Source organism: Methylobacterium sp. J-059 (genome assembly GCF_022829485.1).
Classification (GTDB): Bacteria; Pseudomonadota; Alphaproteobacteria; order Rhizobiales; family Beijerinckiaceae; genus Methylobacterium.
In genome coordinates, this window is the sequence record NZ_JAKSYA010000069.1 from 61,358 (window position 1) to 86,439 (window position 25,082).

Annotated in this window: 23 protein-coding genes; 2 read left to right on the top strand and 21 right to left on the bottom strand. The window is 70.7% G+C overall.

Annotation, left to right across the window (positions count from 1 at the left end; genetic code table 11):
• The 5 genes from MKK55_RS07970 to MKK55_RS07990 form a co-directional block, all read right to left on the bottom strand.
• Entirely contained in the window at positions 1-762 is a 762-nt protein-coding gene (locus MKK55_RS07970) for a nucleotidyltransferase family protein (protein WP_147729627.1), read from the bottom strand.
• Between the two features lie 35 nt (positions 763-797).
• On the bottom strand, positions 798-2,423 hold the full coding sequence (tsaE, locus tag MKK55_RS07975; protein ID WP_409566033.1) for a tRNA (adenosine(37)-N6)-threonylcarbamoyltransferase complex ATPase subunit type 1 TsaE: 1,626 nt from the start codon (positions 2,421-2,423) through the stop codon (positions 798-800).
• Positions 2,424-2,623: 200 nt separating this feature from the next.
• On the bottom strand, positions 2,624-3,883 hold the full coding sequence (locus MKK55_RS07980) for an EAL domain-containing protein (protein ID WP_243934109.1): 1,260 nt from the start codon (positions 3,881-3,883) through the stop codon (positions 2,624-2,626).
• 244 nt (positions 3,884-4,127) lie between these two features.
• Positions 4,128-4,787 (bottom strand): class I SAM-dependent methyltransferase, encoded by a 660-nt coding sequence (locus MKK55_RS07985; protein ID WP_147858855.1) that lies wholly within the window; start codon positions 4,785-4,787, stop codon positions 4,128-4,130.
• Positions 4,784-5,941, bottom strand: coding sequence for a glycosyltransferase (locus MKK55_RS07990; RefSeq protein ID WP_243934110.1), 1,158 nt, complete (start codon positions 5,939-5,941; stop codon positions 4,784-4,786). The genes MKK55_RS07985 and MKK55_RS07990 overlap by 4 nt, the downstream gene beginning before the upstream one ends.
• Positions 5,942-6,055: 114 nt before the next feature.
• On the opposite strand from MKK55_RS07990, the gene MKK55_RS07995 reads away from it, so the two are divergent.
• Positions 6,056-7,270 (top strand): DNA topoisomerase IB, encoded by a 1,215-nt coding sequence (locus MKK55_RS07995; RefSeq protein WP_243934111.1) that lies wholly within the window; start codon positions 6,056-6,058, stop codon positions 7,268-7,270.
• 28 nt (positions 7,271-7,298) lie between these two features.
• Here the strand turns inward: MKK55_RS07995 and MKK55_RS08000 are convergent, their stop codons facing one another.
• Both MKK55_RS08000 and MKK55_RS08005 read right to left on the bottom strand, forming a co-directional pair.
• Entirely contained in the window at positions 7,299-7,994 is a 696-nt protein-coding gene (locus tag MKK55_RS08000) for a response regulator transcription factor (RefSeq protein ID WP_147727879.1), read from the bottom strand.
• 249 nt (positions 7,995-8,243) lie between these two features.
• On the bottom strand, positions 8,244-9,140 hold the full coding sequence (locus MKK55_RS08005; RefSeq protein WP_243934112.1) for a GGDEF domain-containing protein: 897 nt from the start codon (positions 9,138-9,140) through the stop codon (positions 8,244-8,246).
• Between the two features lie 176 nt (positions 9,141-9,316).
• On the opposite strand from MKK55_RS08005, the gene MKK55_RS08010 reads away from it, so the two are divergent.
• Positions 9,317-9,700, top strand: coding sequence for a hypothetical protein (locus tag MKK55_RS08010; RefSeq protein WP_243934113.1), 384 nt, complete (start codon positions 9,317-9,319; stop codon positions 9,698-9,700).
• A gap of 3 nt (positions 9,701-9,703) precedes the next feature.
• Here MKK55_RS08010 and MKK55_RS08015 read toward each other — a convergent pair whose 3' ends face one another.
• The 14 genes from MKK55_RS08015 to nuoK all read right to left on the bottom strand — a co-directional run bounded on the left by MKK55_RS08015 (position 9,704) and on the right by nuoK (position 25,033).
• Complete coding sequence (locus MKK55_RS08015) at positions 9,704-10,165, bottom strand: hypothetical protein (protein WP_243934114.1); 462 nt, start codon at positions 10,163-10,165, stop codon at positions 9,704-9,706.
• A 159-nt stretch (positions 10,166-10,324) separates the two neighbouring features.
• A complete protein-coding gene (locus MKK55_RS08020) occupies positions 10,325-10,570 on the bottom strand; it encodes a hypothetical protein (protein ID WP_147727875.1) in 246 nt (81 codons plus the stop codon).
• A gap of 182 nt (positions 10,571-10,752) precedes the next feature.
• Positions 10,753-11,466 (bottom strand): ABC transporter ATP-binding protein, encoded by a 714-nt coding sequence (locus MKK55_RS08025; RefSeq protein WP_243934115.1) that lies wholly within the window; start codon positions 11,464-11,466, stop codon positions 10,753-10,755.
• 11 nt (positions 11,467-11,477) lie between these two features.
• On the bottom strand, positions 11,478-12,776 hold the full coding sequence (locus tag MKK55_RS08030) for a lipoprotein-releasing ABC transporter permease subunit (RefSeq protein WP_147727873.1): 1,299 nt from the start codon (positions 12,774-12,776) through the stop codon (positions 11,478-11,480).
• 7 nt (positions 12,777-12,783) lie between these two features.
• Positions 12,784-14,109 (bottom strand): proline--tRNA ligase, encoded by a 1,326-nt coding sequence (gene proS, locus MKK55_RS08035; RefSeq protein WP_243934117.1) that lies wholly within the window; start codon positions 14,107-14,109, stop codon positions 12,784-12,786.
• 427 nt (positions 14,110-14,536) lie between these two features.
• A complete protein-coding gene (locus MKK55_RS08040; protein ID WP_243934119.1) occupies positions 14,537-15,841 on the bottom strand; it encodes a sugar MFS transporter in 1,305 nt (434 codons plus the stop codon).
• Between the two features lie 108 nt (positions 15,842-15,949).
• Positions 15,950-16,294 carry a DUF1467 family protein gene (locus MKK55_RS08045; RefSeq protein WP_147842749.1) on the bottom strand — a complete coding sequence of 115 codons (345 nt, stop codon included), beginning with the start codon at positions 16,292-16,294 and terminating at the stop codon, positions 15,950-15,952.
• The gene (gene mce / locus MKK55_RS08050; RefSeq protein ID WP_147726100.1) at positions 16,291-16,695 is read right to left on the bottom strand and encodes a methylmalonyl-CoA epimerase; all 405 of its coding nucleotides are present in this window, start codon (positions 16,693-16,695) and stop codon (positions 16,291-16,293) included. Before mce ends, MKK55_RS08045 begins: the two co-directional genes overlap by 4 nt.
• Before the next feature lie 339 nt (positions 16,696-17,034).
• Positions 17,035-18,708, bottom strand: a complete 1,674-nt coding sequence (locus tag MKK55_RS08055; protein ID WP_243934120.1) for a ribonuclease J — start codon at positions 18,706-18,708, stop codon at positions 17,035-17,037.
• Between the two features lie 16 nt (positions 18,709-18,724).
• Entirely contained in the window at positions 18,725-19,513 is a 789-nt protein-coding gene (locus tag MKK55_RS08060) for a biotin--[acetyl-CoA-carboxylase] ligase (RefSeq protein ID WP_243934121.1), read from the bottom strand.
• Between the two features lie 3 nt (positions 19,514-19,516).
• Entirely contained in the window at positions 19,517-20,971 is a 1,455-nt protein-coding gene (nuoN, locus tag MKK55_RS08065; RefSeq protein ID WP_243932609.1) for an NADH-quinone oxidoreductase subunit NuoN, read from the bottom strand.
• A 14-nt stretch (positions 20,972-20,985) separates the two neighbouring features.
• Entirely contained in the window at positions 20,986-22,506 is a 1,521-nt protein-coding gene (locus MKK55_RS08070; protein WP_243934122.1) for an NADH-quinone oxidoreductase subunit M, read from the bottom strand.
• A gap of 47 nt (positions 22,507-22,553) precedes the next feature.
• Positions 22,554-24,665, bottom strand: a complete 2,112-nt coding sequence (gene nuoL / locus MKK55_RS08075; protein WP_147726105.1) for an NADH-quinone oxidoreductase subunit L — start codon at positions 24,663-24,665, stop codon at positions 22,554-22,556.
• A gap of 62 nt (positions 24,666-24,727) precedes the next feature.
• A complete protein-coding gene (gene nuoK, locus MKK55_RS08080) occupies positions 24,728-25,033 on the bottom strand; it encodes an NADH-quinone oxidoreductase subunit NuoK (protein ID WP_147726106.1) in 306 nt (101 codons plus the stop codon).
• Between the last annotated feature and the right edge of the window lie 49 nt (positions 25,034-25,082).

Genomic DNA, 25,082 nt, shown 5'->3' on the forward strand with positions numbered 1-25,082 from the left:
TCACCCCTCCTGCGCGCTCACCCGCACGCGCTCCTCGGCGGCGCGGATCGCGTCGGGCGTGCCGACGTGGAGCCATTGGCCGTCGAGCCGCAGCCCGGACAGGCGGCCCGCCGCGATCGCCCGGTCGAACAGCAGGTTGAGCGAGAACGCGCCGTCCGGCGTGTCGGCGAACAGCTCCGGCTTCACGATGGCGACGCCCGCATAGATGAAGGGGGCCACCCGGCGCTCGCCGCGCCGCTCCAGCCGGCCGTCGGCGTCCATGACGAAGTCGCCCGAGCCCTCGTAGCCGAGGCTCGTGGTGGTCGGCGCCACCAGGAGCAGGATGTCCATCCGCGCCGCGTCCCAGGCCTCGATGAGCCGGGCGAGGTTCGGGGTCGGGCCCTCCAGCCAGAACGAATCCGAGTTGAACACCACGAAGGGGTCCGCGCCGACCAGGGCGAGCGCCTTCTTCACGCCGCCGCCGGTCTCGAGCAGAGTCTCGCGCTCGTCGGACACGACGATCTTCGGAAGGCCGACGCGCTTGGCCAGGTGCCCCTCGATCAGGTCCGGCAGGTAGTGGACGTTGACCACCGCGGTCTCGATCCCGCCCTCCGCCGCCCGGTCGAGGGCGTGGTCGATCAGCGCCTTGCCCGCGACCTCCACCAGGGGCTTCGGCACCGTGGCGGTGACCGGGCGCATGCGCTTGCCCAGGCCCGCGGCGAGGACGAAGGCGCGGGTGATCGCGGCTTGCGCGGTCGGCGGCGAGGCGGGGGTGTCGCTCATGCGCGGGGCTCGCGAAGGAGAGGTCGGACGGCGGTTCAGGCGGGCTCGGCCGGCGGCTCGGCGCGTCCGAGCAACCCCGGAAGGTGCCGCAGGTGCCAGTCCCGCAGGGACGCCAGCGCCGGGTGGGCGAGGTTGCGGGCGAGGTAGCCCTCGATCCGCGGGATGTGGGCGAGGTAGGCCGGCTTTCCGTCGCGCAGGTTCAGCCGGGCGAAGATGCCGAGGATCTTGGTGGCGCGCTGCGCCGCCAGGATGGCGTAGGCGGTGGCGAAGCCCTGCACGTCGAAGGCCGGATCGCGGGCGCGGCGCTCGCGGGCGTAGAGCCCGAGCAATCTGAGCTCGAACTCGGCGTTGGCGTCGACGCGGGCGTCCTGCAGCAGCGAGGCGACGTCGTAGGCCGGGTGGCCGAGCACCGCGTCCTGGAAGTCGATCACGCCGATGCGCTCCAGCCCGTCGCGCTCGGGGAGCCAGATCAGGTTGGGGGAATGGTAGTCGCGCAGCGTCCAGGTCGGGCGGGCGGGCACGGCGCCCTTCAGCACCTCGGCCCAGAGCGCGCCGAACGCGTCCCGCGCCTCGGGCGGGAGCGTGACGCCGCGCAGCGCCGGGGCATACCAGTCCGGCAGCAGCTCGGTCTCGAACAACAGCGCCTCGGCATCGTAGGCCGGGATCACGTGGTCGATGCCGTCCGCCACCGGCAGCACGCCCGGCAGCTCGACCGCGTGGAGCTTGGCGAGCAGGCGCGTCGCCTCGGCGTAGCGCTCGGGCCGCGGGCCGGCGGCGTCGACCACCGGCTCGGTGCCGAGGTCCTCGAGGATCAGCAGCCCGGTGTCGAGGTCCTCGCCGTAGATGCGCGGCGCCGAGAAGCCGAGCGCCCGCAGGCCCCGGTCGATCGCGACGAAGGCGTGGACGCTCTCGGCGAGCTTGACGATCGCGCTGTAGGGCTTTCCGTCGCGCACCGGCGGCCCGTCGGCGCGCGGCGGCGAGATCATCAGCACCGCCGAGCGGCCGTCGGGATGCGTCAGGCGCTCGTAGGCGCGCGACGACGCGTCGCCCTGCATCAGGGTGCGGGTCGCCTCGTCCCAGCCGCTGCGGGCGAGAAGGGCGCGGACCGCGCGCGCCCGGTCGAGGCGGGCGCGCATGCCCTCGGTGCCGGAGATGCGGGCGAAGCGCGAGCCCTCGCCGAACTCGGGCCGCAGCGACAGGTCGATCGACAGGACCGGCCCCTCGCGCGGCGGAAGCCGCTCGGGCCACTCGACCAGCGTGATCGCGGCCTCGGTCATCTCGTCGAAACCGAGCTCGACCAGCTCGTCGGCGCTGCGCAGCCGGTAGAGGTCGGCATGGACGATCGCGCCGAGGCGACCCTCGTAGGGCTGGATCAGCGTGAAGGTCGGGCTCGGGACCTCGAGGCTCGGATCGCCGGCAAGCTCGCGGATCAGCGCGCGCGCCAGCGTGGTCTTGCCGCCGCCGAGGCCGCCCGAAAGCGCGACGAGGTCGCCCGGCATCAGGAACTCGGCCAGGAACAACCCGAGATCCTCGGTCGCGCCCTCCTCCGGCAGGACGATCTCCCAGGCCGGCGGCTGCGCGTCCGCGAGGGGCGTGCCCGGCGAGGGGGCTGCGCCCGAGACGGCACCCTGCCGGTCGTGATCGGGATCGTCCTCGCCCAAAACCGTCAACCTCCGAGCGCCGATGCGCGGCGCGGCCTTGCAACCGTACCGGTCTATCGGAGGATCCTTAACCGAACTTCGCGAAAACGCGCATCCCCGCACGGGGCGGCACCGGTCGCGGCCGGCGCGGCGCGGTCGAAGCCGGTCGTCGCGATGAGATCGGCCGGGCGTGCGGGACAGCTCGGCCCATCCGCGGCCGGTCACGCCGCGGCGATCTGCGGCGCGTCGCCGCCGGCGGCCTTCCAGCTCCGGATCAGGGCGAGGGTGTCGGCCAGCGGCACCGGGCAGCCATAAAGGTATCCCTGGCCGTAGGCGCAGCCCATCTCGGCGAGCGCGGCCGCCTCGGCCGGCGCCTCGATGCCCTCGGCCACCACGGGGATGCCGAGCTCGTCGGCGAGCACGAGGATCGTCTGGATGATCTTGCGGTTGCACGGGGTGGTCAGCATCGCCCGGACGAAGGCGCGGTCCACCTTCAGGGTCGTGATCGGCAGCTTCGACAGGTAGCTCAGCGACGAGTAGCCGGTGCCGAAATCGTCGATGGCGATGCCCATGCCCGCCTCGCGGCACACGCTGAGGGCCTCGGTGGCGCCCGCGGGATCGCGCATCACCGTGCTCTCGGTAATCTCCAGCTTCAGCGTCGCGGGGGCGATGCCGGTGGAGCGCAGCATCTCGGCGACCATCGCCGGGAAGCTCGCGCGGGCGAGGTCGTAACCGGTGACGTTGATCGAGAGGAACAGCGGCCCGTCGGCGGCGCCCGGGTTCTGCAGGGCCGCCATCATGATCTCCGGCATGATCCGGCCGACCTCGGAGACGACCCATTCGGTGATCTCGACGATCAGCCCGCTCGATTCGGCCACGGGGATGAACGTCATCGGCGGCACCAGGCCCTGCTCGGGGTGGCGCCAGCGGATCAGCGCCTCGAAGCCGGCCAGCGTTTCGGTGCCGAGCCGCACGATCGGCTGGAGGAACAGCTCGAACTCGTTGCGGTCGAGCGCCCGGCGCAGGGCGCGCTCCATCATCACCACGGAGATCGCGGCCTGGAAATCCGCCTTGAGCGCCGGCGAGGGCTCGACGGCGACGGGGCGCGCCGTCACGGCCGGGGCATGCGGCTTCAGCAGCGCGATCGCGTCGCGATAGCGGGCCATGACCACGCCGAGGCACAGGCGCAGGATCGGGTCCGCCTGCAGGAGGCGATTCTCGATCTGCGCCTCGGAGATCGGGACGAGGACGCAGTCCTCGATCGCCCGCGCCGAGGTGGGGCGCGGGCCCGAATCGAGGATCGCCATCTCGCCGAAGATCTCGCCGGGGCCGCGCTCGGCGAGCGGTTGCTCGATGCCGTCGCGGCGCAGGAAGATCGCGGCCCGTCCGGCGACGATCAGGTAGGCCACGGTTCCGGGCTCGCCTTCCTCGAAGATCGCGCTGCCGGCGGGCAGCGTGATCGTAGCGTTGGGATCGTTCATCGTCCGGTCCATGTCCCACCGAAACCTCAGGTGGCCTGGAGCGAACTTTGCCCGACGGACATTAATCAACCTACAATTCGTTCGATCCCAAGCCGCGCAATACATACCGCCGCGAACGAATGCTGCGGCAGCGAAAAACGATCGATGACGTTGCGGCGTATACAACCACTGGATGGTCAGGCGAATACTATCTTCGATAGAGATCCGCATCGCCGGCCATCACCGGCGGCCTTCGGCGGCGCGATCACGCGACGAAGCGCCAGACGTGGCTCTGCTTGATCTCGGCATCCTCCAGCGCCCGCGTCACCGGCACGGCGTAGCTGGCGATCGCCTCGAGGCGGGCGCGCGGCAGGTAGCTGCGGCCGGGATCGCCGATGAGCACCGTGGTGCCGGCCGCGTGCAGGCGGCCGAGCCAGTCGCCGACCGCGCCGGCGAGGTCGCGCTCGTAGAAGATGTCGGCGGCGAGCACGAGATCGACGTCGGGCACCGTGCCGATCAGGTCGGCGGAGGAGGTGGCGATGCGCCCGGAGACGCCGTTGGCGGCGGCGTTCAGCGGGATCGCCGCGATCGCGAAGGCATCGAGGTCGCTGGCGAGCACCGAGGCGGCGCCCGACCGCGCCGCCGCGATCGCCACGAGGCCGGAGCCGGAGGCGAAGTCGAGCACGCGCCGGCCGGCGGCGATTTCCGGGTTGTCGAGGAGGTAGCGGGCGAGGGCTTGCCCGCCGGCCCAGGCGAAGGCCCAGAACGGCGGCGGCAGGCCGATCTCGGCGAGCTCGTCCTCGGTCTTCTGCCACAGCTCCGTCGCCTCGTCGGCGACGTGGAGCACGATCTCCGGCGCATGCGCCACCGGCAGCAGGCGGGTGTTCGCGCGGATGAAGGCGGCGGCGTTCTCCGGCGTGATCATGGCCCGAGCAGCTCGCGATAGAGGCCGCACACGGCCTGCGCCACCGCGTGCTCCGAGAACCCGTCCTCGACGATGCGCCTGCGGGCCGCCGCGCCGAGGGCGGCCACGCGATCCGGATCGCCCGCGAGCCGGACCAGGGCGGCGGCCAGCGCCGGCGCGTCGCCGGGGGGGACGACGAGGCCCTCGATGCCGTCGCGCACCAGGGCGCGGCAGCCCGGCACGTCGGTGGTGAGCAGCGCCCGGCCGCAGGCGGCGGCCTCCAGCAGGGTGCGCGGCAGGCCCTCGCCGCCGCGGGAGGGCAGGCAGCCGACATGGGCGCCGGCGAAGGCCGCGGCCGCGTCCCGCGTCGGCCCGAGCCAGGCGACCCCGTCGCGGGACCAGTCGCGCAGCGTCGCCTCGGGGATCGCCCGGCGGTTCGAGGGATCGGGCGCGCCGTGCAGCGCAAGCTCGACCGCAGCGCCCTGCGCGCGGGCGAGCCGCACCGCCTCGACGGCGACGTCGATCCCCTTCGACCACAGCATCCGCGCCACGATCGCGACCCGGAGCGGCGGATGCGGCGGCAGCGGCCGCGGCACGAACGCGTCCGGGTCGACGCCGGCGCCGCCGACGATCGTCACCGCGGTGTCGGCCGGGTCGAGGCCGAGGGCGGCGGCGTCGTCCGGGTTCTCGAACAGGAAGCGGGTGCGCTTCGAGGCCAGCGGCCCGCGGATCAGGTGGCGCAGGGCGGTCCGCGAGAGGCGTCCGGCCGCGTCGGCGCGCGCGCCGATCAGCCCGAGGCCGGTGAGTGCGTAGACGCGCGCCGGGATGCCGGCCATCGCCGCCGCCGTGCCGCCGACCAGGATCCCGCGCAGCGCGATGCAGTGGACGATGTCGGGCTTCCAGGCCTTCAGGATCGCGGCGAGCTGCCCCGCGGCGTAGCCGGCGGCCATCGGGTTGAGGCTGGAGCGCTCCGCCTCCAAAGCGATCACCCGGGCGCCCGTCGCCTCGACCACCGCGCGGTGGTCGCGCACCCGCGTCACCACGGCGACCGACAGGCCCATCGCCACCGCCGCCCGCGCCATCGGCAGGAAATGCGAGGCGAAGAACCAGTCCTCGGTGACGACGAAGGCGAGGCGCCGCATCGGCGCGGCGGGGGCGGAAGGGGCGGCGTCCATCGCACGAGCCTCTAACACGGGCGCGCATCCATGTACGGCGGATACGCAGGCGCCGGAACACGGCCGCGCGGCGACCGGTTGAGGGCAGGCTTTCGCAAGCGAGGAGCAGCGCTCATGGCATCGGATCTCGTGTCCTCGGACGAGACCGCCGGCACCGTCGTCGACCCGCGCGACGCGGCCGCCGAGGCCGGGCTCGCCTACGTCGACGACACGATGCCGGGCCTGACCCGGAAGAAGACCGCCAAGGGCTTCCGCTTCGTCGACGCCAAGGGCGCGCCCGTCCGCGATAAGGCGCAGGTCCAGCGGATCAAGTCCCTAGCGATCCCGCCGGCCTACACCGACGTGTGGATCTGCCCGCGCAAGAACGGCCACATCCAGGCCACCGGGCGCGATGCCAAGGGGCGCAAGCAGTACCGCTACCATCCCGATTTCCGCGCGGCGCGGGACTCGACGAAGTTCAGCCACATCATGGCCTTCGCCGACGCGCTGCCGGGCATCCGCACGCGGATCGACGCGGACATGCGGCGCAGGGGCCTGTCGCGCGAGAAGGTGCTCGCCACCGTGGTGCATCTCCTCGAGACGACGCTGATCCGCGTCGGCAACGACGACTACGCCAAGGCCAACAAGAGCTACGGCCTGACGACGCTGCGCGACCCGCACGTGACGGTCGAGGGCGCGGCGATGACCTTCCGCTTCAAGGGCAAGAGCGGCAAGACCTGGAACCTGTCGGTGAAGGACCGGCGCGTGGCCAGGATCGTCAAGGCCTGCCAGGACCTGCCGGGCCAGGAGCTGTTCCAGTACATCGACGAGGCCGGCGAGCAGCGCGACGTGACCTCGTCGGACGTCAACGCGTACCTGCGCGAGATCTCGGGGCAGGACATCACGGCGAAGGACTTCCGCACCTGGGCTGGCACGGTGCTGGCGGCGCTGGCGCTTCGCGAGTTCGAGACCTTCGACGGCGAGGCCGGCGCCAAGAAGAACGTCCGCGCGGCGATCGAGAACGTATCGGCCCGGCTCGGCAACACGCCGACCATCTGCCGCAAGTGCTACATCCACCCGCAGATCATCGACTGCTACCTCGAAGGCGCCCTGCTGCTCCAGGTGAAGGACGCGGTCGAGAGCGAGCTGGTCGAGGATCTCGGCCGCCTGCGCCCGGAGGAGGCGGCGGTGCTGAGCCTGCTGCAGACCCGGCTCGCCGGAGACGCGCCCTCGACCGGCACGGCGAAGGCCGCGCGCCGGACGGCTCGGGCCGGCAAGGCGGCGAAGGCGAACACGCCGCGCAAGCCCGCGGCGAAGGCCGCCAAGGGCGCTGAGGCCGCGCGCGCCTGAACGCGCGCCCGCCCGGGTCGCGGCGCGCTCAATGGCGCGCCGGACCCTCGCCCGTGCTGGCCCGCGCCGATTCGGCCCCGCGACGGCCCTGCTCGGTGTCGAGCACCGGCGCGAGGCCGAGCTGACGGGCGAGCGAGACCAGATCCTTTAACCGTCCGGTCTGGGTCTTGCGGCGCAGGTTCAGGCGGTGGGTCTCCACCGTGCGGACCGACAGCATCAGGCGGCGCGCGACCTCCTTGTTGCTGAAGCCGGCGCTGAGGAAGCGCAGGACCTCGGCCTCGCGCGGCGTCAGCCCGAGGCTGTCGGCCGGCTCCGCGGACGGGGCCGTGCCCGCCTCGACCTCGCTCCGGGCGATTAGCCGCGGGGCGCCCTCGGCCAGGGCCAGCACGGCGTTGCAGAGGTCCCGCGGCGTGGCGGAGCGGGCCACGAAGGCGTCCGCCCCGGCCTCCCGCAGCGCGTCGACGTCGGCCGCGTTCAGCGCCTGGAACGCCACCAGCGTCCGCAGCGCCGGCAAGCGCGCCTTGAGGTCCACGAGGTGGCTGAGCCCGACCTGCAGCCGGGTCTCGTCCAGGAAGATCAGCGCGACGGTGTTGGCCGGGTCGACCTGGTCGAGGTCGGCCTCGCCGATCGTATGGAGCGCCGGCATGTGCTCCAGCGTCGCGCGGAAGGCGGGATTCAGCTCCTGGGGCTCGTCGAACACCAGGACGTCTACGGCCGTACTCATACCGCGCACCCTTCTTTCCCGGCATGGCACAATTCGGCCGGGGTCGGAAGAAGTGTTTCAAGACTCGTTCCAGACGAATCCTGCGGTCTTTCGCAGTCGACTTGTGTCGAAATCAGATACGGCGCCAGGCTTATACTTAACGCGTGTCTCGCGCAGGCACAGCGCGATCAACCTTAACGTCTCTCCGTCTCCGCGACGACCGAGCGACGCAGGGCGGCGGGTCCCCGTGCCGGCGAAGCGGACCGGGCTTCAGCCGGTGCGGGCGAGGACGAGGTCGTTCTCGGCCGAGACGACGCGGTCGCGCCCGGAGGTCTTGGCCTCGTAGAGGGCGATGTCGGCGCGCTTGGTCAGCGCGGTGACGCTGTCGCCCTCGTACCAGGTGCTGACGCCGAAGCTGCACGTCATGCGCACGGGGCCGCGCGATCCGCGGATGCGGAGGTCCCTCACCTGCAGGCGGAGGCGCCCGGCAACGGCCTCGGCCTCCGCGAGGGAAAGTCCGGGCAGCACCACCGCGAACTCCTCGCCGCCGAGGCGCCCGACGATCCCCTGGGCGCCCAGAAGCTCGGCCACGGCCTTGATCGCGGCATCGCCGACATCGTGGCCGTGCTCGTCGTTGATGCGCTTGAAATGGTCGATGTCGGCGAGCACGGCCGAGAGCGCCCCGTGGTTGCCGGCGCGCTCGGTCGCCGCGCCGACCCGGGCGAAGAAGGCGCGGCGGTTGAGCAGGCCGGTGAGCGGGTCGGTCTCGGCGAGCCGGATTAGCTCGTTCTGCATCGTGGTCAGGCGCTCGGCCGCGCGAAGGCGCGCATGCAGCTCCTCGGCGCTCGGCGGCTTCTCGATGAAGTCGTCGGCGCCGCTATCCAAGGCCTCGGCGAGGTTCCGCGCGTTGCGCGCCGACGACATCGTGACGACGTAGAGGGGGCGGCGCGCCTCGGCGAGGAGCCGGGCCGACCAGCACAGCTCCAGTCCCGTCACCGGCCGGACCTCGAGGCTGGTGATCAGCACCCGGACGCTCGGGGTCTCCTCCAGGAAATCGCGGGCGGCGGCCGAGTCCGTGAAGGCGCTCACGACGTGCCCGCGCGGTTCCAGCAGCCCGGTGATGATCTTGAGGACGACGCGGCTCGAATCGACGATGACGATGTGCATGGCGCGCGATACCGATGGAAACGGGTTCTGATGCAACCAGGCCTTAAAAACCTTAAGATGCAGTCTCGGCTCGCGCACACGTGGATGATCGGCGACGGAATCGTACGAACGCCGGTCGGCGCCGACGCGGCGCCAAGGACGAGCGGGAACCCCGATTGCGGGTGCGGGAGGCGAGCGTGACCGCGACAGGAAGGTCGGAGGGGGCGGAGGCGACGCCGTACCCGCGCACGCCGGACGGGCGCTACTTCGTCGTCGGGGAGCGGCTCTGGCGCTGCACCGACCCGCGCCTGTCGGAAGAGGCCCGGCAACGCCACGTCGCCGCGCTGATGGATGCGCGCCGCGCCGTCGGGGCGGCCAAGCGCGCCGAACGGAAGGGCGATCCCCAGGCTCCGGCGCTGCTGCGGTCGGCGCGCGGCGCCGTGCAGGCCGCCAAGGAAGCCCTCGGCGAGCGCGGGCCGGTCTGGTGGACGGATGGAGCCGAGGACCAGGGCGGGCGCCATCCGCGCAACACGCCCTATGCCGCGTGGTACGCGGCGCTCACCGAGCCCGAACGCCGCTGACGCTCAGCGCCGCGGCACGGAGACCGTGACGACCGAGACGCCGTTCCCGGCCCGGACCTGCCCGCCCGAGGTCCAGGCGCCATCGCGTCCGCGCGACAGGATGCGCGGCCCCTGCCCGCGGCGGGAGGCCGGGCGAAGGCCGGGGTTGATCACGGTTAGGCTCGGCGCCGCCACCGGTGCCTCGCGCAGGCCCGAGATCGTCGGGATGCCGTAGGTGCCGTAGCTCCAGGGGGCCGGGACGATGCGGTTCGGCGAGGGCACGCTGCTGAAGGGCGCACCGATATACGCACCGCGCACCGCCTCGTCGGCGAAGCCGTACCCGACCGGACCGCCATAGGCCGAGCCGTAGCCGTAGGGTGCGACGCGCACGGTCTCGGCGTGTGCGGCCCCGACGCCGAGCGACAGGGCGGCGGCGAGCGCGAACCGGGCGGCGATCCGCGAGCGGGACGGATGGTGACGGGTCATGGATCGCAACTCCGGTCGGGACGCTGACATGCGGGGAAAATCCCGGTCTCGCCGATCTCGTTCCGGTCGGCCCGCCCAAGCCACGGGCGAAGACTGCTTAAACCGCGCGGCGAGCGCTGTTGCCCACAGAATTGCGCGCGGCGCCGAAGTCGATCCCGCTCAACGGCAAGTGGTGATACGGCGAACGATCCAGCCTTCGCCCTCGACCCAGAGACGACGGCGGATCCGGCTGCAGGTGCCGCCGTCGTCCTCGCCCTCGGTGGCCGAGACCGGACGGACGGGGGGCGTCACCTCGGCGACCTTGGTCACGGTCGCGGTGGCGGGGGCCGCCGACGCCGTCGTGGGGGCGGCGAAGCCGAGGAGCGCGACGAGCGCGAGGACGGGAGCAACGGACGTCGTCGACATGGATCTGGGTCTCGCCTGGGCAGCTTGGCCGGCGCGCCGGCACCGGAGCGGAGACGCTTCGTGCGTGTCCGAACGGGTAATCCGCGACCCTTCGTTTCGGTTGCAACGCCTGCGCGGATCTCGCGACGAATGCTCCGATTCGGCACGGATGGAGCGCGGATCCCGAACCGCGCCGTGCGCCCTCAGTCCAGCTGCTGGATCAGCCCGTCGCGGATGGTGACCCGGCGGTCCATGCGGGCGGCGAGCTCCATGTTGTGGGTGGCGATGAGGGCGGCGAGGCCGGAAGCGCGCACCAGCGAGAGCAGGATCGAGAAGACGTGCCCCGCGGTCGAGGGGTCGAGGTTGCCGGTGGGCTCGTCGGCGAGCAGCAGGCGCGGGCCGTTGGCGACGGCGCGCGCGATCGCGACGCGCTGCTGCTCGCCGCCGGACAGCTCCGCCGGCCGGTGGACGAGGCGGTCCTTGAGGCCGAGGAAGCTCAGGAGCTCGGTGGCGCGCGCCTTCGCCTCGCTGCGCCCGAGCCCGCGGATGAGCTGGGGCATCACCACGTTCTCCAGCGCCGAGAACTCCGGCAGCAGGTGATGGAACTGGTAGACGAAGCCCATCTCCTCACGGCGGAAGCGCGTGCGCTCGGCATCCTTCATCGCCGCGGTCGGCTGGCCGCCGACGTAGACCTCGCCGCCGTCCGGCCGCTCCAGCAAACCGGCGAGGTGCAGCAGGGTCGACTTGCCGGCGCCCGACGGCGCGACCAGCGCGACCAGCTCGCCCGGCCAGATCGCGAGGTCGGCCCCGCGCAGGATGTCGAGCGACCGGTCGCCCTGCGCATAGCGCCGCTCGACGCGGGAAAAGAACAGGGCCGGCACCGGCGGGATGCCGGCGCTCTCGGAGGTGCCGCTCATGGAACTGCCGCTCAGCCGTAGCGCAGCGCCTGCACCGGATCGAGCCGGGCCGCGCGCCAGGAGGGATAGACCGTCGCGGCGAGCGCGAGCAGGAACGAGGTCAGCACCACGACGGTGATCTCGGTGGGGTTCATCTCGGCCGGGATCTCGGCGAGGAACCGCACCGTCGGGTCCCAGGCGCCGGGAAACAGCACGCGCTGGATCGGCTTGATGTTCAGCGTGATCAGGATGCCGAGCCCGAGGCCCGACAGGGTGCCGACGAGGCCGATCAGCGCGCCGTTGATCAGGAAAACGCGCATCACCGTGCCGGGGGTCGCGCCCATGGTGCGCAGGATGGCGATGTCGCTCGACTTGTCGCGCACCAGCAGGATCAGGCCGGAGACGATGTTCAAGGTCGCCACGACGACGATGAGGCTCAGGATCAGGAACATCACGTTGCGCTCGACCTCTAGCGCCCCGAAGAAGGTTCGGTTGCGCTGGCGCCAATCGGTGAGCAGCACCGGCCGCTCGGCCGCCAGCTCCAGCGGCTCGCGCATGGCGGCGACCGCGTCGGGGTTGTCGATGTAGATCTCGATCAGGCTGACGTCGCCCTCGCGGTTGAAGAACGCCTGCGATTCCGCGAGCGGCATGAACACGAAGGTCGAGTCGAACTCGGTCATGCCGATCTCGAAGATCGCCTTGACCGTGTAGCTCTTGGTCCGCGGCGCGGTGCCGAAGGCCGTGGTCGCGCCCTTCGGCGTCGAGAGCGTGATGGTGTCGCCGGCCTGGATCGCCAGGCTGTCGGCGAGCCGGCGGCCGATCAGCACCCCCGAGCCGTCGTCGAAGCCCTCCAGCGTGCCGCCGCGAAGCGACTTGGCGATGCCGCCGATCGCCCCGAGGTCGTCGCCGCGCACGCCGCGGACCAGCACGCCGCTGCCGCCGTAGGGCGACGAGGCGAAGGCCTGGCCCTCGACCAGCGGGATCGCGGCCCGCACGCCCGCCACCTTCGACAGGCGCTCGGACAGGTCGGCGAAATCGGTGAAGGTCCGGTCGATCGGGGTGACGAAAATGTGGCCGTTGATGCCGACGATCTTCGACAGCAGCTCGGTCCGGAAGCCGTTCATCACCGAGAGCACGATGATCAGCGTCGCGACGCCGAGTGCGATGCCGAGCACCGAGAAGAACGCCACCACCGAGACGCCGCCGCCGCGGCGGCGCGCGCGCAGGTAGCGTCCGGCAATGATCCACTCGAAGGCCGCGAACGGCGCGGTCGCCCCGCGCAGCCATGCCGGCTTCCGCGTGCTCGCCTCGGTGCCGGCTTCGACCGCCATCGGAGCCTCAGGCACGCCGGATTCGGGTGATCAGGTCCACCGGCGCCAGGGTCTCGCGCTCGCCGCCGGCGCGGCGCTTCAGCTCGACCTTGCCCTCGGCCAGGCTCTTGGGACCGACCACCACCTGCCAGGGCAGGCCGATCAGGTCCGCGGTGGCGAACTTCGCGCCCGGCCGCTCGTCGCGATCGTCGTAGAGCACGCTGAGGCCGGCGGCCTCGAGCGTCCCCTGGATCTCGGCGCAGGCGGCGTCGGTCGCGGCGTCGCCGGTCTTCAGGTTGATCAGCGCGACGTCGAACGGCGCGACCGCATCCGGCCAGATGATGCCGGCCTCGTCGTGCGACGCCTCGATGATCGCGGCGACCAGGCGGCTCGGGCCGATGCCGTAGGAGCCCATGTGGACCAGGCGCTCGATCCCGTCCGGGCCGGCAACCTTGGCGCCCATCGGCTCGGAATACTTCGTGCCGAAGTAGAAGATGTGCCCGACCTCGATGCCGCGGGCCGACATGCGGTTCTCCTCCGGCACCTCGGCGAAGGCGTCGGCCTCGTGCATCTCGTCGGTGGCGGCGTAGTGCGAGGTCCAGGCGTCGACGAGGCCCTGCAGGCCGGCGACGTCCTCGAAATCCACGGTCGCGGGCGGGATCTCGAAGTCGAGATAGGCGCGGTCGCAGAACACCTCGCTCTCGCCGGTCTGGGCGAGGATGATGAACTCGTGGCTGAGGTCGCCGCCGATCGGCCCGGTATCGGCCCGCATCGGGATCGCCTTGAGGCCGAGGCCCGCGAAGGTGCGCAGGTAGGCCACGAACATCCGGTTGTAGGCGTGGCGGGCGCCGGCCTGGTCGAAGTCGAAGGAGTAGGCGTCCTTCATCAGGAACTCACGCGAGCGCATCGTGCCGAAGCGCGGGCGCACCTCGTCGCGGAACTTCCAGGAGATCTGGTAGAGGTTCTTCGGCAGGTCCTTGTAGGAGCGCACGCTCGCCCGGAAGATCCCGGTCACGACCTCCTCGGCGGTGGGGCCGTACAGCATCTCGCGGTCGTGCCGGTCCTTGATGCGCAGCATCTCCTTGCCGTAGGCGTCGTAGCGGCCCGATTCCCGCCACGGCTCTGCGGACTGGATCGTCGGCAGCAGCAGCTCGACCGCCCCGGCCCGGTCCTGCTCGGTGCGGATCACGTCGCAGACCTTGTTCAGCACCCGCAGGCCGAGCGGCAGCCACGCGTAGATGCCGGCCGATTCCTGGCGCACGAGGCCGGCGCGCAGCATCAACCGGTGCGAGACGATCTCGGCTTCCTTGGGCGTCTCGCGCAAGGTCGGCAGGAAGTAGCGGGACAGACGCATGAGGCTTCTTTGACGGATCCGGCGGTCGGTTCGGGTCTGGCGGCGCGCGCGGACGCCGATCCCGTTGCCGGGGGCACACAACACATTGCAACCGGAAAACACAAGCGGCTTGGGTCTTCGGGGCCGGCCGGAGCCCGGTTTCGTCGCTTCGCCACCCGCCGACGGCCCCGGAGACGGTTCCCTGCAATTTCTCGGCGAAAAAACGCAGATTTGTCCCTTCGACCCGGTGACAGGACGAAATGTTGTTCCTATAAGCAGCCCGCGATGGTTGCGTAGCCCCTCAGAGGGAACGCAAAGGTCCGGGTCTCGGGAGGAAAATCGACCGCCACGCAGTCAATGCGTAGGACAACTAAAGGTCGAACCAGATTGACTGCTTGAAAAGCAAGGCCTCGGGCCTTGCTTTTTTGTTTCGTACGCACGTGAACGCTCAGGCCGGCAGCGGCCCGGTGGCCGGCACGTCTCGAGCGGTGCGCAGGTTGGCCAGCCCGTAGCCCGCCACGCAGAGGTAGCACAGCACCGGCACCCCGAGGGCGGTCCCGAGCCCGGCATGGTCGGCGAGGGTTCCGGTGATCACCGGCACGATCGCTCCGCCGACGATCGCCACGCAGACGATCCCCGACCCCTGCGCCGTGCGATCGCCCAGGCCCTCGATCGCCATCGCGAAGATCGTCGGGAACAGGATCGCGTTGGCGAGGCCGACCGTGAGCAGCGTCCAGGCGGCGACCGACCCGTGGGACAGGGCCGACACCGTGACGAGGAGGCCGGCCGCGACGGCGCAGGCCGCGAGCGCCGCGCCGGCCCGGACATGGCGCAGCGCGAGGCTGCCGACGATGCGCCCGGCCAGCGCGCCGCCCCAGTAGACGCTGAGCAGATGGCCGGCGGTGGCCGGATCCGCCCCGAGGACGCGCGGCTCCTCGAGGTAGCTGACCATCAGCGTGCCGATCGAGACTTCCGCCCCGACGTAGAGGAACAAGGCCAGGGCGCCGAGGGCGAGGCGCGGCCGGGCGAGCAGATCGAGGCCGAAGCCCGCGACCGCCGCCGTCGGCGTCTCCCGGACGCTGCCGCGAAGCGACCAGAGCAGGATCGCCAGCGCGAAGAGGCCGGCCGCGATGGCGAGGAACGGCCCCTGCAGCACCGCCGCCTCGGCCTGCCGCGCGGCGGCGAGCATGGCGGGCGAGGCGGTCGCCGCATCGGCCGGCGCCGGAGCGTCGCGGCCGAGGATCGCCCAGGCGCCGACCGCCGGGCCGACGGTGGTGCCGAGCGCGTTGAAGGTCTGCGCCAGCGTCAGCCGGCTCGACGCCCGCTCGGTCGCACCGAGCCGCGCGACCAGCGGGTTCGCCGCGACCTGCAGCACCGCGATGCCGGACGCCATCACGAACAGGGCGAGGAGGAACAGCGGGAACACGCCGGCCCGCGCGGCGGGCGCGAACAGCACGCAGCCGGCCGTCATCACCAGGAGCCCGAGCACCAGCCCGCGCATGTAGCCGATGCGGGAGACGAGGAGACCGGCCGGCAGGGAGACCACCGCGTAGGCGATGAAGAACGCGAACTGCGTCAGCGTCGCCTCGGCGTAGCTCAGCGCGAACAGGCTCTTGAGCTTCGGGGTGACGATGTCGACGAGGACGGTGGCGAGCCCCCAGGTGAAGAACAGCGCCAGGACGATCGGCAGGAGCCGCCGTGCCGCTGCACCGGCGACGGCCTCGCCCTCCGGCGTTGCGCCCGGCGCCAGCATGCGATCCTCCGTCGTCCTGCGATGACGGGCGGTCGAGCGCCACGCCACGGCGAAGCTTTCGCCAGGCGTCGACGGGCTGTCAACGCGACATCCGGGAGCGGAAGGCGCCTAGAGGCCCGTCAGGGGGAACGCGGCGAGCGCGACCAGGAAGGCCGCGCCGGCGGCGAGCGTCGTCCAGATCGCCTTCTCGCGGAGCCGCGGCGCGGCCGGCGCGCCGGGATCCTGGCCCGGCACCACGCGGGCCGGGTCGGTCTCGGCCTGGTTGCGGATCGGCAGGATCGCGAAGAGCAGCGTCCACCACACCACGAAGTACAACGCGCTCGCGCCGAACACCGTGAGACGGAACTGCAGAACCGCCACCGCGACGAAGGCGGCCACCAGAACCAGCACGACACCGAGCGTCCGCGGCGTCGTGCGCGCCACGGCCTTCAGGAGCGCGTTCACCCGGATCAGACCTGCTCCAGCTCGGTCAGCGTCCCGAGGAAGTCCTTCGGGTGCAGGAACAGCACCGGCTTGCCGTGCGCGCCGATGCGGGGCTCGCCGGTGCCGAGCACGCGGGCGCCCTCGGCCTTGAGCCGGTCGCGGGCGGCGATGATGTCGTCGACCTCGTAGCAGACGTGGTGGACGCCGCCGCCCGGGTTGCGCTCGACGAAGCTGGCGATCGGCGAATCCGCGCCGAGCGGCGCCATCAGCTCGATCTTGCTGTTGGGCAATTCGACGAACACGACGGTGACGCCGTGCTCGGGCTGCGGCAGCGGCGCGGTCAGCGTCGCGCCCAGCGTCTCGCGGTAGACCTTGCAGGCGGCGTCGAGATCGCGCACCGCGATGGCGACGTGGTTGAGCCGGCCGATCATTGGTTTCTCCCTAACTGTCTTCCGCGCGAGGACGCTGCGCCCCATTCGAGGTCTCCACCGACCTAACGATCCGGAGCCCCCTGGCAACCCGAACCCGTCGTTCACGGGCTCCGTCGGCGAGCCCGGAACCCAGAGCCGCCGCGGCGTGCCGGTGACGACGCCGCCGGCGGTTCTGGATCCCGGGCTCCGCTTCGCGGCCCCGGGATGACGGGGTTGGAGCGGATACGCGCCGGTCCGAGCCGAGACTCGAGAGCCGGATCGCCGCTGCGAATGCGGGTCGAATGCGCGGAGCGACGTTTTCGCAGGCGCCCTCCCCCCGCAACGGGGGGAGGGTAAAGATCAGACTTCGACCACCTGCACGTGGCAGGCGGGCTTCTTGCCCCAGACCTCGTTGACGGCCGAGCGCACGGCGCGGTCGACCGCCTTCTCGACGGCCTCCGAGTCGCGGCGCTTGCCCTTCGACATGCCCGACAGGGTGCGCGAGACCGAATCGACCACGGTGTCGATCAGCGGCGCGCCGCCGCGGCCGCGGTTGGGCAGGCCGATGATGTCGACCGCCGGCTCGCCCAACACCTCGCCGCTCTCGTCGATGGCGATCGCCACCGAGACGAGGCCGGCCTGGGCGAGCTTGCGCCGCTCGGGGATCGCGCGGTCCTTCCCGTCGATCAGGACGTTGCCGTCCTTGAACAGGCGGCCCGACTTCACGTGGTCGATGATCTCCGGCTTGCCCGGGCTCAGGCGGATCAGGGTGCCGTTGCGGGCCTTGACCACGTTGTCGACGCCGTGGGCGCGGGCGAAGCGCGCATGCTCGTCGAGGTGAAGCGCCTCGCCGTGGACGGGGATCGCCGTCTGCGGCCGGGTCCAGGCGTACATCTCGGCCATCTCGTCGCGGCGCGGGTGGCCGGAGACGTGGACCAGCTCGGTCCGGTCGGTGATGACCTCGACGCCCTGCTCGATCAGGTCGTTGATGATCGCGCCGACGTCGCGCTCGTTGCCGGGGATGGCGCGCGAGGAGAAGATCACCTGGTCGCCGGCGGCGAGCGCGATGTCCGGATGGTCCTTGCGGGAGACGCGGGCGAGCGCCGCCCGGGGCTCGCCCTGCGAGCCGGTGAGCAGCGCCACGACCTTGTCGCGCGGCAGGTCGCGCCACGAATCGGCGCGGCGGAACTCCTGCAGCCCGTCGAGGAAGCCGCATTCGCGGGCGACGTCGATGACCCGGTCCATGGCGCGACCGACCGCGACCACCTCGCGCCCGCAGGCCTTGGCGGCTTCGGCCACCGCGCGGATGCGGGCGACGTTCGAGGCGAAGGTCGTCACCGCCACGCGCTGGGGCGCGGCCGCGATCAGCTTGGCCAGGGTCGAGGCGACCTCGGCCTCGCTCGGCGAGAAGCCCTCGCGGACGACGTTGGTCGAATCGCAGACCAGCGCCAGGATGCCCTCGTCGCCCATGGCGCGGAAGGCCTCGGCCGAGGTCACGTCGCCGAGGATCGGCGTCGGGTCGATCTTCCAGTCGCCGGTGTGCAGCACGAGGCCGGCCGAGGTGCGGATCGCCACCGCATTCGATTCCGGGATCGAGTGCGAGACCGGCACGTAGTCGATCTCGAACGACCCGAGCGTCACGCGCCGGCCCGGCTTGATCTCGCGCAGGTCGACCTTCGGCGCGCCCGGCTCCGACAGGCGCCGGGTCTCGAGCAGGCTCTTGGCGAAGCGGGTCGCGTAGACCGGCACCTTGAGGCGCGGCCACAGCTCGCTGATCGCGCCGATATGGTCCTCGTGCGCGTGGGTGATGAAGATCCCGAGAAGGTCCTTCTTGCGCTCCTCGATGTAGGAGAGGTCCGGGAACATGAGATCGACGCCGGGCATCGCCTCCTCGCTCGCGAACCCCATCCCGCAATCGACCATGATCCACTTGCGGCCCTTCTCCGGCCCGAAGCCGTAGAGCGCCGCGTTCATCCCGATCTCGCCCACGCCGCCGAGCGGCAGGAAGACGAGCTCGTCCTGTCCCGTTGTCATAAATCCAGAATCCATCTCATGCCGCCGTCGCGGCCGTCCCAAAATGCACCTCGCCCGCCGTCACGGTCCGCCGCGTTCCATCGGGGGCGAGGATCACGAGCCGCCCCCCCTCGTCGATGTCTTCGAAATCGCCGACCAGGGTCTCCGTCCCGCTGCGGACCGCGATGCGCGATCCGAGGCCGGAGGCCCGTGCGAGCCAACGCTCGCGAATCTCAGGAAATCCCCGTCCGCGATCCCAGATACGGGCCGCCACGGCAAGCTTATTCGTCAGATCCGCCAACACCATGCCGGCATCAAGTGGGTATCCGAGCCCCGCCAGAGAGGTGGCTGAGGCCGAAAACGCCTCCGGGACGTCTGCGACATTGACGCCGAACCCGATCGCCACCGCCCGCCGGCCGCCCCGCAGCGTCTCCGCCTCGAGCAGGATGCCGGCGAGCTTGGCCCCGCCCGCGAGCACGTCGTTCGGCCATTTGAGGCCGAACGTCCCGGCCGAGTCGGGGCCGCAGGCCGCGTCCAGGGCCTCTACCAGCGCGATGCCGGCGACGAAGCCGAGGCCGGCAACCCGCTCCGGCTCGACACCGGCCACCGGCCAGAGCACGCTCGCGGTCAGGTTCCCCGGGATCGAGGCCCAGACGTTGCCGCGCCGGCCGCGGCCGGCCTCCTGGGCACGCGCCGCGATCCAGAGCGGCCCGGTCGCGCCGGCGCGGGCCTGGGCGAGCGCCTCGGTGTTGGTCGAGCCGAGGCGGTCGTGGACGTGAAGGCGGTGCCCGGCCGCCCGCGCACCCTCGCTGAGACGGAAGTCCAAGGCCTAGAACAGCGACTTGGCTGCCGCGCCCGCCGCCCCGACGAGCGGTGCCGGCAGCAGCCAGAACAGGATCACGACGACGCTCGACAGGGCGAGAACGATGCGCAGGCCCGGCGCCATCGCCTCGTAGGGCGCCTTGGCCTCGTCGAAGTACATGATCTTGACCACGCGGATGTAGTAGTACGCTCCGACCACGCTGGTGACCACGCCGATGACGGCCAGCGCCACGAGGTTGGCCTGGATCGCGGCGGCGAAGACGTAGAACTTGCCGAAGAACCCCGCGAGCGGCGGGATGCCGGCCAGCGAGAACATCATCATCGCGAGGCAGAACGCGATCCACGGATGAGTGCGCGACAGGCCCGACAGGTCCTCGATCGTCTCGAACATCTCGTTCCGGCGGCGGAGCGAGAGGATAATCGCGAAGGCGCCGAGCGTCATCGCGAGGTAGATGATCATGTAGACCACCACGCCGCGGATGCCCTCCTCGGTGCCGGCGGCCAGCCCGATCAGCGCGTAGCCGACGTTGCCGATCGACGAGTAGGCCATCAGGCGCTTGAGGCTGCGCTGGCCGATCGCCGCGAACGAGCCCAGCGTCATCGAGGCGATGGCGATGAACACGATGATCTGCTGCCAGATCGCGGTCACGTCGGGGAAGGCGCCGATGAAGACGCGGACCGTCATCGCCATCGCCGCCATCTTCGGGGCGGAGGCGAAGAACGCCGTCACCGGGGTCGGCGAGCCCTCGTAGACGTCGGGCGTCCACATGTGGAACGGCACCGCCGCCAGCTTGAACGAGACGCCGGCCGCGACGAACACGATGCCGAGCACGATGCCGAAGCCGGCATCCTCGTGCAGCGCCGAGACGATGCCCGGGAACGACACCGTGCCGGTGAAGCCGTAGACCAGCGAGGCGCCGTAGAGCAGCATGCCCGAGGAGAGTGCGCCGAGGACGAAGTACTTGAGACCGGCCTCGGTGGATTTCAGGTCGTCGCGGTGGAACGCGGCGATGACGTAGGCGGCAAGCGACTGCAGCTCGAGCCCGAGATAGAGCGCGATCAGGTCGTTGGCCGAGACCATGATCAGCATGCCGATCGTGCACAGCACGATCAGGATCGGGAACTCGAACCGGTCGATGCGCTCGCGCTGGAAGTAGTCGCGCGAGAGCAGGATCGTCGCGGCCGAGCCCAGCAGCACCAGGGCCTTCATCACCTTCGAGAAGCCGTCCTGGATGAAGCTGCCGGACAGCGTGGTCACCTTGGTGCCGGCCGGCTGCGACATCACCACGAAGAGGGCCACCAAGAGCAGCGCGAGGGCGCCGACGTTGATGGTCTCGACGGAGCGCTCGCCGCGGAAGGCGCCGTAGAGGATCAGCACCATCACGCCGATGCCGAGGATCAGCTCGGGCAGCAGCGGGGTGAGCGAGGGCAGGACGGTCTGCACGGTCTGGACGGTCGGCATCTCTGGCCCTGCCTTCAGCGCGCGAGGGGCAGCGCGGCGGCCGCGGTCTGCGTGTTCGAGAGGGCGGCCTTCATGCTCGTCATCAGCGCCTCGGTGGAGGGGGCGAAGACGTCGAGGATCGGGGCCGGGTGGACGCCGTAGTAGATCGTCAGCGCGACGAGCGGCGCGAGGATCAGCTTCTCGCGGTTGTCGAGGTCCAGGATGCCCTGGAGGTTGGGCTTCTCGAGCTTGCCGTAGATCACGCGGGCGTAGAGCCACAGGGCGTAGCCGGCCGACAGGATGATGCCGAAGACCGAGAAGAACGCCACCGTCGGGTTGGCCTTGAACGCCCCCATCATCGCCAGGAACTCGCCGACGAAGCCGGAGGTGCCGGGCAGGCCGACATTGGCCATGGTGAACACCATCATCGCCACCGCGTAGAGCGGCATCCGCTTCACGAGGCCGCCATAGGCGGCGATCTCGCGGGTGTGCATCCGGTCGTAGACCACGCCGACGCCGAGGAAGAGCGCGCCGGAGACGATGCCGTGGGAGATCATCAGGAACAGCGCGCCCTGGATGCCCTGCTCGTTGAGGGTGAACAGGCCGAGGGTGACGAAGCCCATATGCGCCACGGAGGAATAGGCGATCAGCTTCTTGATGTCGGTCTGCATCAGCGCGGTGAGCGAGGTGAAGATGATCGCGATCACCGACAGCGCGAAGACGAGCGGCGCGAAGGTGTGGCTCGCATCCGGCAGCATCGGCAGCGAGATCCGGATGAAGCCGTAGCCGCCCATCTTGAGCAGGATGCCGGCCAGGATCACCGAGCCGGCGGTGGGCGCCTCGACGTGCGCGTCGGGGAGCCAAGTGTGGACCGGCCACATCGGCATCTTCACCGCGAAGCTCGCGAAGAAGGCCAGCCACAGCCACCATTGCATGCCCACGGGGAAGCGGGTCTGGAGCAGGGTCGGGATGTCGGTCGTGCCGGCCTGCCAGTACATCGCCATGATGGCGAGCAGCATCAGCACCGAGCCGAGCAGCGTGTAGAGGAAGAACTTGAAGCTGGCGTAGATGCGCCGCTTGCCGCCCCAGATGCCGATGATCAGGAACATCGGGATCAGGCCGGCCTCGAAGAACAGGTAGAACAGCACCAGGTCGAGCGCCTGGAACACGCCGATCATCGTCGTCTCGAGCACGAGGAAGGCGACGAAGTACTCCTTCACCCGCGTCTCGATGGAATGCCACGAGGCGCCGATGCAGAACGGCATCAGGAACGTCGTCAGCAGCACCAGCGGCATCGAGAAGCCGTCGACGCCGAGCTTGAACCGGATCGTCTCGGCGAGCCAGGCATGGCTCTCGACCAGCTGGAAGCTCGCCGAGGTCGCGTCGTAGCGGTTCCAGGCCACCAGAGTGAGCAGGAAGGTGACGACCGTGGTGGCGAGCGCCGCCCAGCGGGCGTTCTTCGCCACCGCCTTCTCGTCGCCCGACAAGGTCAGGATGAAGGCCGCGCCGCAGAGCGGCACGATCAACAGCCCGGAGAGGAGCCCTAAGCCGAACATCTAGCGATCCATCCCGTTCGTGAGGGCGGCTTGCGACGCGAGGCCCATCAGTGCCCCCCCGGCTTCGGCAGGCCGGCCATCAGGTACCAGCTCAGGATGCCCGCGACGCCGATCAGCATCACGAAGGCGTAGTGGTAGACGTAGCCGGTCTGGAAGCGGACGACGCCGCGGGTCACGTCGACGACGCGGGCCGCGATGCCGTCCGGGCCGGCGCCGTCGATGGCGCGGCCGTCGACCTGCTTCCACAGGAACAGGCCGAAATCCTTGGCCGGACGCACGAAGATCCGGTCGTAGAGCTCGTCGACGTACCACTTGTTGAGCAGGAACCGGTACAGCACCGGCTGCTGGGCGGCGAGCTCGGCCGGCAGCTTCGGCCGGCGGATGTACATCACGAAGGCCAGCACGAAGCCGAGCACCAGCATAATGAACGGCGCGTAGGAGACGAGCGCCGGCACGTGGTGGATGTCGTGCATGATGTGGTTGTCGGGGCCGTGCGCCAGCGCGTGGCCCCAGAACGCCTCCATGCCCTCGCCGATGAAGCGGTCCTTGAAGATCAGGCCGGCGAAGAGCGCGCCGAAGGCGAGCACGCCGAGCGGGATCGTCATCACCAGGGGCGATTCGTGCGGCGTGTGATCGCCGTGATGGCCGTGCCCGTGATGGTCGTCGGCGACGAGGTCGCTCCTGTGCGCCGGCTCGACGTCGTGGCCGCGATCGTCGTGGGCGACGCCCTCGGTGTGGCCGGGCGCGCCGTCGGCCTCGTGGGCCGCGGACGCGTGGGCGACGGCCGGCGCCGCGTGGTCGTCGTGGTGGGCATGCGCCCCCCAGCGGGCCGGCCCCTCGAAGGTGAGGAAGAACAGGCGCCAGGAGTAGAACGAGGTGAAGAACGCCGCGATCACGGTGGCGAGGAAGGCCAGGGTGTGCCCGGGACGCGTCGAGGCGTAGGCCGCCTCGATGATCGCGTCCTTGGAATAGTAGCCGGCGGTGAAGGGGAAGCCGATGAGCGCGAGGGTGCCGATCGCCATCATCGCCGTGGTGAACGGGATGTAGCGGCGCAAGGACCCCATGTTCCGCATGTCCTGCTCGTGGTGCATCGCGTGGATGACCGAGCCGGCGCCGAGGAACAGCAGCGCCTTGAAGAAGGCGTGGGTGAACAGGTGGAAGATGCCGGCGGAATAGGCGCCGACGCCGAGCGCGACGAACATGTAGCCGAGCTGCGAGCAGGTCGAGTACGCGATCACCCGCTTGATGTCGTTCTGCACCAGGCCCACGGTGGCGGCGAAGAAGGCGGTGATGCCGCCGATGACCGTGACGAAGACCAGCGCGTCGGGCGCGAGCTCGAACAGCGGCGACAGGCGCGCCACCATGAACACGCCGGCGGTGACCATGGTCGCGGCATGGATCAGGGCCGAGACCGGGGTCGGGCCTTCCATCGCGTCCGGCAGCCAGGTGTGGAGCAGGAACTGCGCCGACTTGCCCATCGCGCCCATGAACAGCAGCAGGCAGGTCAGGGTGAGCGCGTGCCAGTCCTGGCCGAGGAAGTGGAAATGCGCGTCCTTGAGCTCGTTCACCCGCGGGAAGATGCCGTCGAAGGCGACCGAGCCGAACAGCACGAAGACCAGGAAGATGCCGAGCGAGAAGCCGAAATCGCCGACGCGGTTGACGATGAAGGCCTTCATCGCGGCCGCGTTCGCAGAGGGCTTCTCGTACCAGAACCCGATCAGCAGGTAGGAGGCGAGGCCGACGCCCTCCCAGCCGAAGAACATCTGCACGAGGTTGTCGGCCGTCACCAGCATCAGCATGGCGAAGGTGAAGAGCGACAGGTAGGCGAAGAAGCGCGGCCGGTGCGGATCCTCCTCCATGTAGCCGACGGAGTAGAGGTGCACGAGCGTCGAGACGGTGGTGACGACGACGAGCATCACCCGGGTCAGCGTGTCGATGCGGAAGGCCCAGTCGACGGTGAGGTCGCCGGCCGTGAACCAGGTCGCGACCTGCACCCGCGTGGCGTGGTCGCCCTCGATGAACACGCCCCAGGACAGGAGCGCCGAGAAGGCGAGGCAGGCGGTGGTGACGTACTCGCAGACCCGCGCGCCGAGGAAGCGCCCGAACAGCCCGGCGATCAGCGCGCCGATGAGCGGGAAGAAGACGATCGCGTGATACATCGTGCGGTCCGGCCTCGCGGGGCAGCGGGTTTCTGGCGGAAGGACGTCGCGGGGGTCCCCGCTCAGCCCTTCATCATGCTGATGTCCTCGACCGCGATGGAGCCGCGGTTGCGGAAGAACACCACGAGGATGGCGAGCCCGATCGCGGCCTCGGCCGCGGCGACGGTCAGCACGAACAGGGCGAAGACCTGGCCGGTGATGTCGTTCAGGTAGGTCGAGAACGCGACGAAGTTGATGTTGACCGCGAGCAGGATCAGCTCGATCGACATCAGGATGACGATGACGTTCTTGCGGTTGATGAAGATCCCCAGCACGCCGAGCGTGAACAGGATCGCGGCGACCGTGAGGTAGTGGCTGAGGCCGATCATCGTACTGTCTCCGCCCAAGTCTTCAGGGTCGCCCAAGCCGTCCGAGCCG

Bases quoted from the DNA above. Each gene is read 5' to 3' on its own strand.
- MKK55_RS08015 (WP_243934114.1), bottom strand. From the start codon at position 10,165: ATGACCCGTCACCATCCGTCCCGCTCGCGGATCGCCGCCCGGTTCGCG.
- MKK55_RS08055 (WP_243934120.1), bottom strand. From the start codon at position 18,708: ATGACAACGGGACAGGACGAGCTCGTCTTCCTGCCGCTCGGCGGCGTG.
- MKK55_RS08005 (WP_243934112.1), bottom strand. From the start codon at position 9,140: ATGCACATCGTCATCGTCGATTCGAGCCGCGTCGTCCTCAAGATCATC.
- nuoN (WP_243932609.1), bottom strand. From the start codon at position 20,971: ATGCCGACCGTCCAGACCGTGCAGACCGTCCTGCCCTCGCTCACCCCG.
- MKK55_RS07995 (WP_243934111.1), top strand. From the start codon at position 6,056: ATGGCATCGGATCTCGTGTCCTCGGACGAGACCGCCGGCACCGTCGTC.
- MKK55_RS08000 (WP_147727879.1), bottom strand. From the start codon at position 7,994: ATGAGTACGGCCGTAGACGTCCTGGTGTTCGACGAGCCCCAGGAGCTG.
- nuoK (WP_147726106.1), bottom strand. From the start codon at position 25,033: ATGATCGGCCTCAGCCACTACCTCACGGTCGCCGCGATCCTGTTCACG.
- MKK55_RS07990 (WP_243934110.1), bottom strand. From the start codon at position 5,941: ATGGACGCCGCCCCTTCCGCCCCCGCCGCGCCGATGCGGCGCCTCGCC.
- MKK55_RS07985 (WP_147858855.1), bottom strand. From the start codon at position 4,787: ATGATCACGCCGGAGAACGCCGCCGCCTTCATCCGCGCGAACACCCGC.
- MKK55_RS07970 (WP_147729627.1), bottom strand. From the start codon at position 762: ATGAGCGACACCCCCGCCTCGCCGCCGACCGCGCAAGCCGCGATCACC.
- MKK55_RS08020 (WP_147727875.1), bottom strand. From the start codon at position 10,570: ATGTCGACGACGTCCGTTGCTCCCGTCCTCGCGCTCGTCGCGCTCCTC.
- MKK55_RS07980 (WP_243934109.1), bottom strand. From the start codon at position 3,883: ATGAACGATCCCAACGCTACGATCACGCTGCCCGCCGGCAGCGCGATC.
- MKK55_RS08040 (WP_243934119.1), bottom strand. From the start codon at position 15,841: ATGCTGGCGCCGGGCGCAACGCCGGAGGGCGAGGCCGTCGCCGGTGCA.
- MKK55_RS08025 (WP_243934115.1), bottom strand. From the start codon at position 11,466: ATGAGCGGCACCTCCGAGAGCGCCGGCATCCCGCCGGTGCCGGCCCTG.
- proS (WP_243934117.1), bottom strand. From the start codon at position 14,109: ATGCGTCTGTCCCGCTACTTCCTGCCGACCTTGCGCGAGACGCCCAAG.
- mce (WP_147726100.1), bottom strand. From the start codon at position 16,695: ATGATCGGCCGGCTCAACCACGTCGCCATCGCGGTGCGCGATCTCGAC.
- MKK55_RS08070 (WP_243934122.1), bottom strand. From the start codon at position 22,506: ATGTTCGGCTTAGGGCTCCTCTCCGGGCTGTTGATCGTGCCGCTCTGC.
- MKK55_RS08030 (WP_147727873.1), bottom strand. From the start codon at position 12,776: ATGGCGGTCGAAGCCGGCACCGAGGCGAGCACGCGGAAGCCGGCATGG.
- nuoL (WP_147726105.1), bottom strand. From the start codon at position 24,665: ATGTATCACGCGATCGTCTTCTTCCCGCTCATCGGCGCGCTGATCGCC.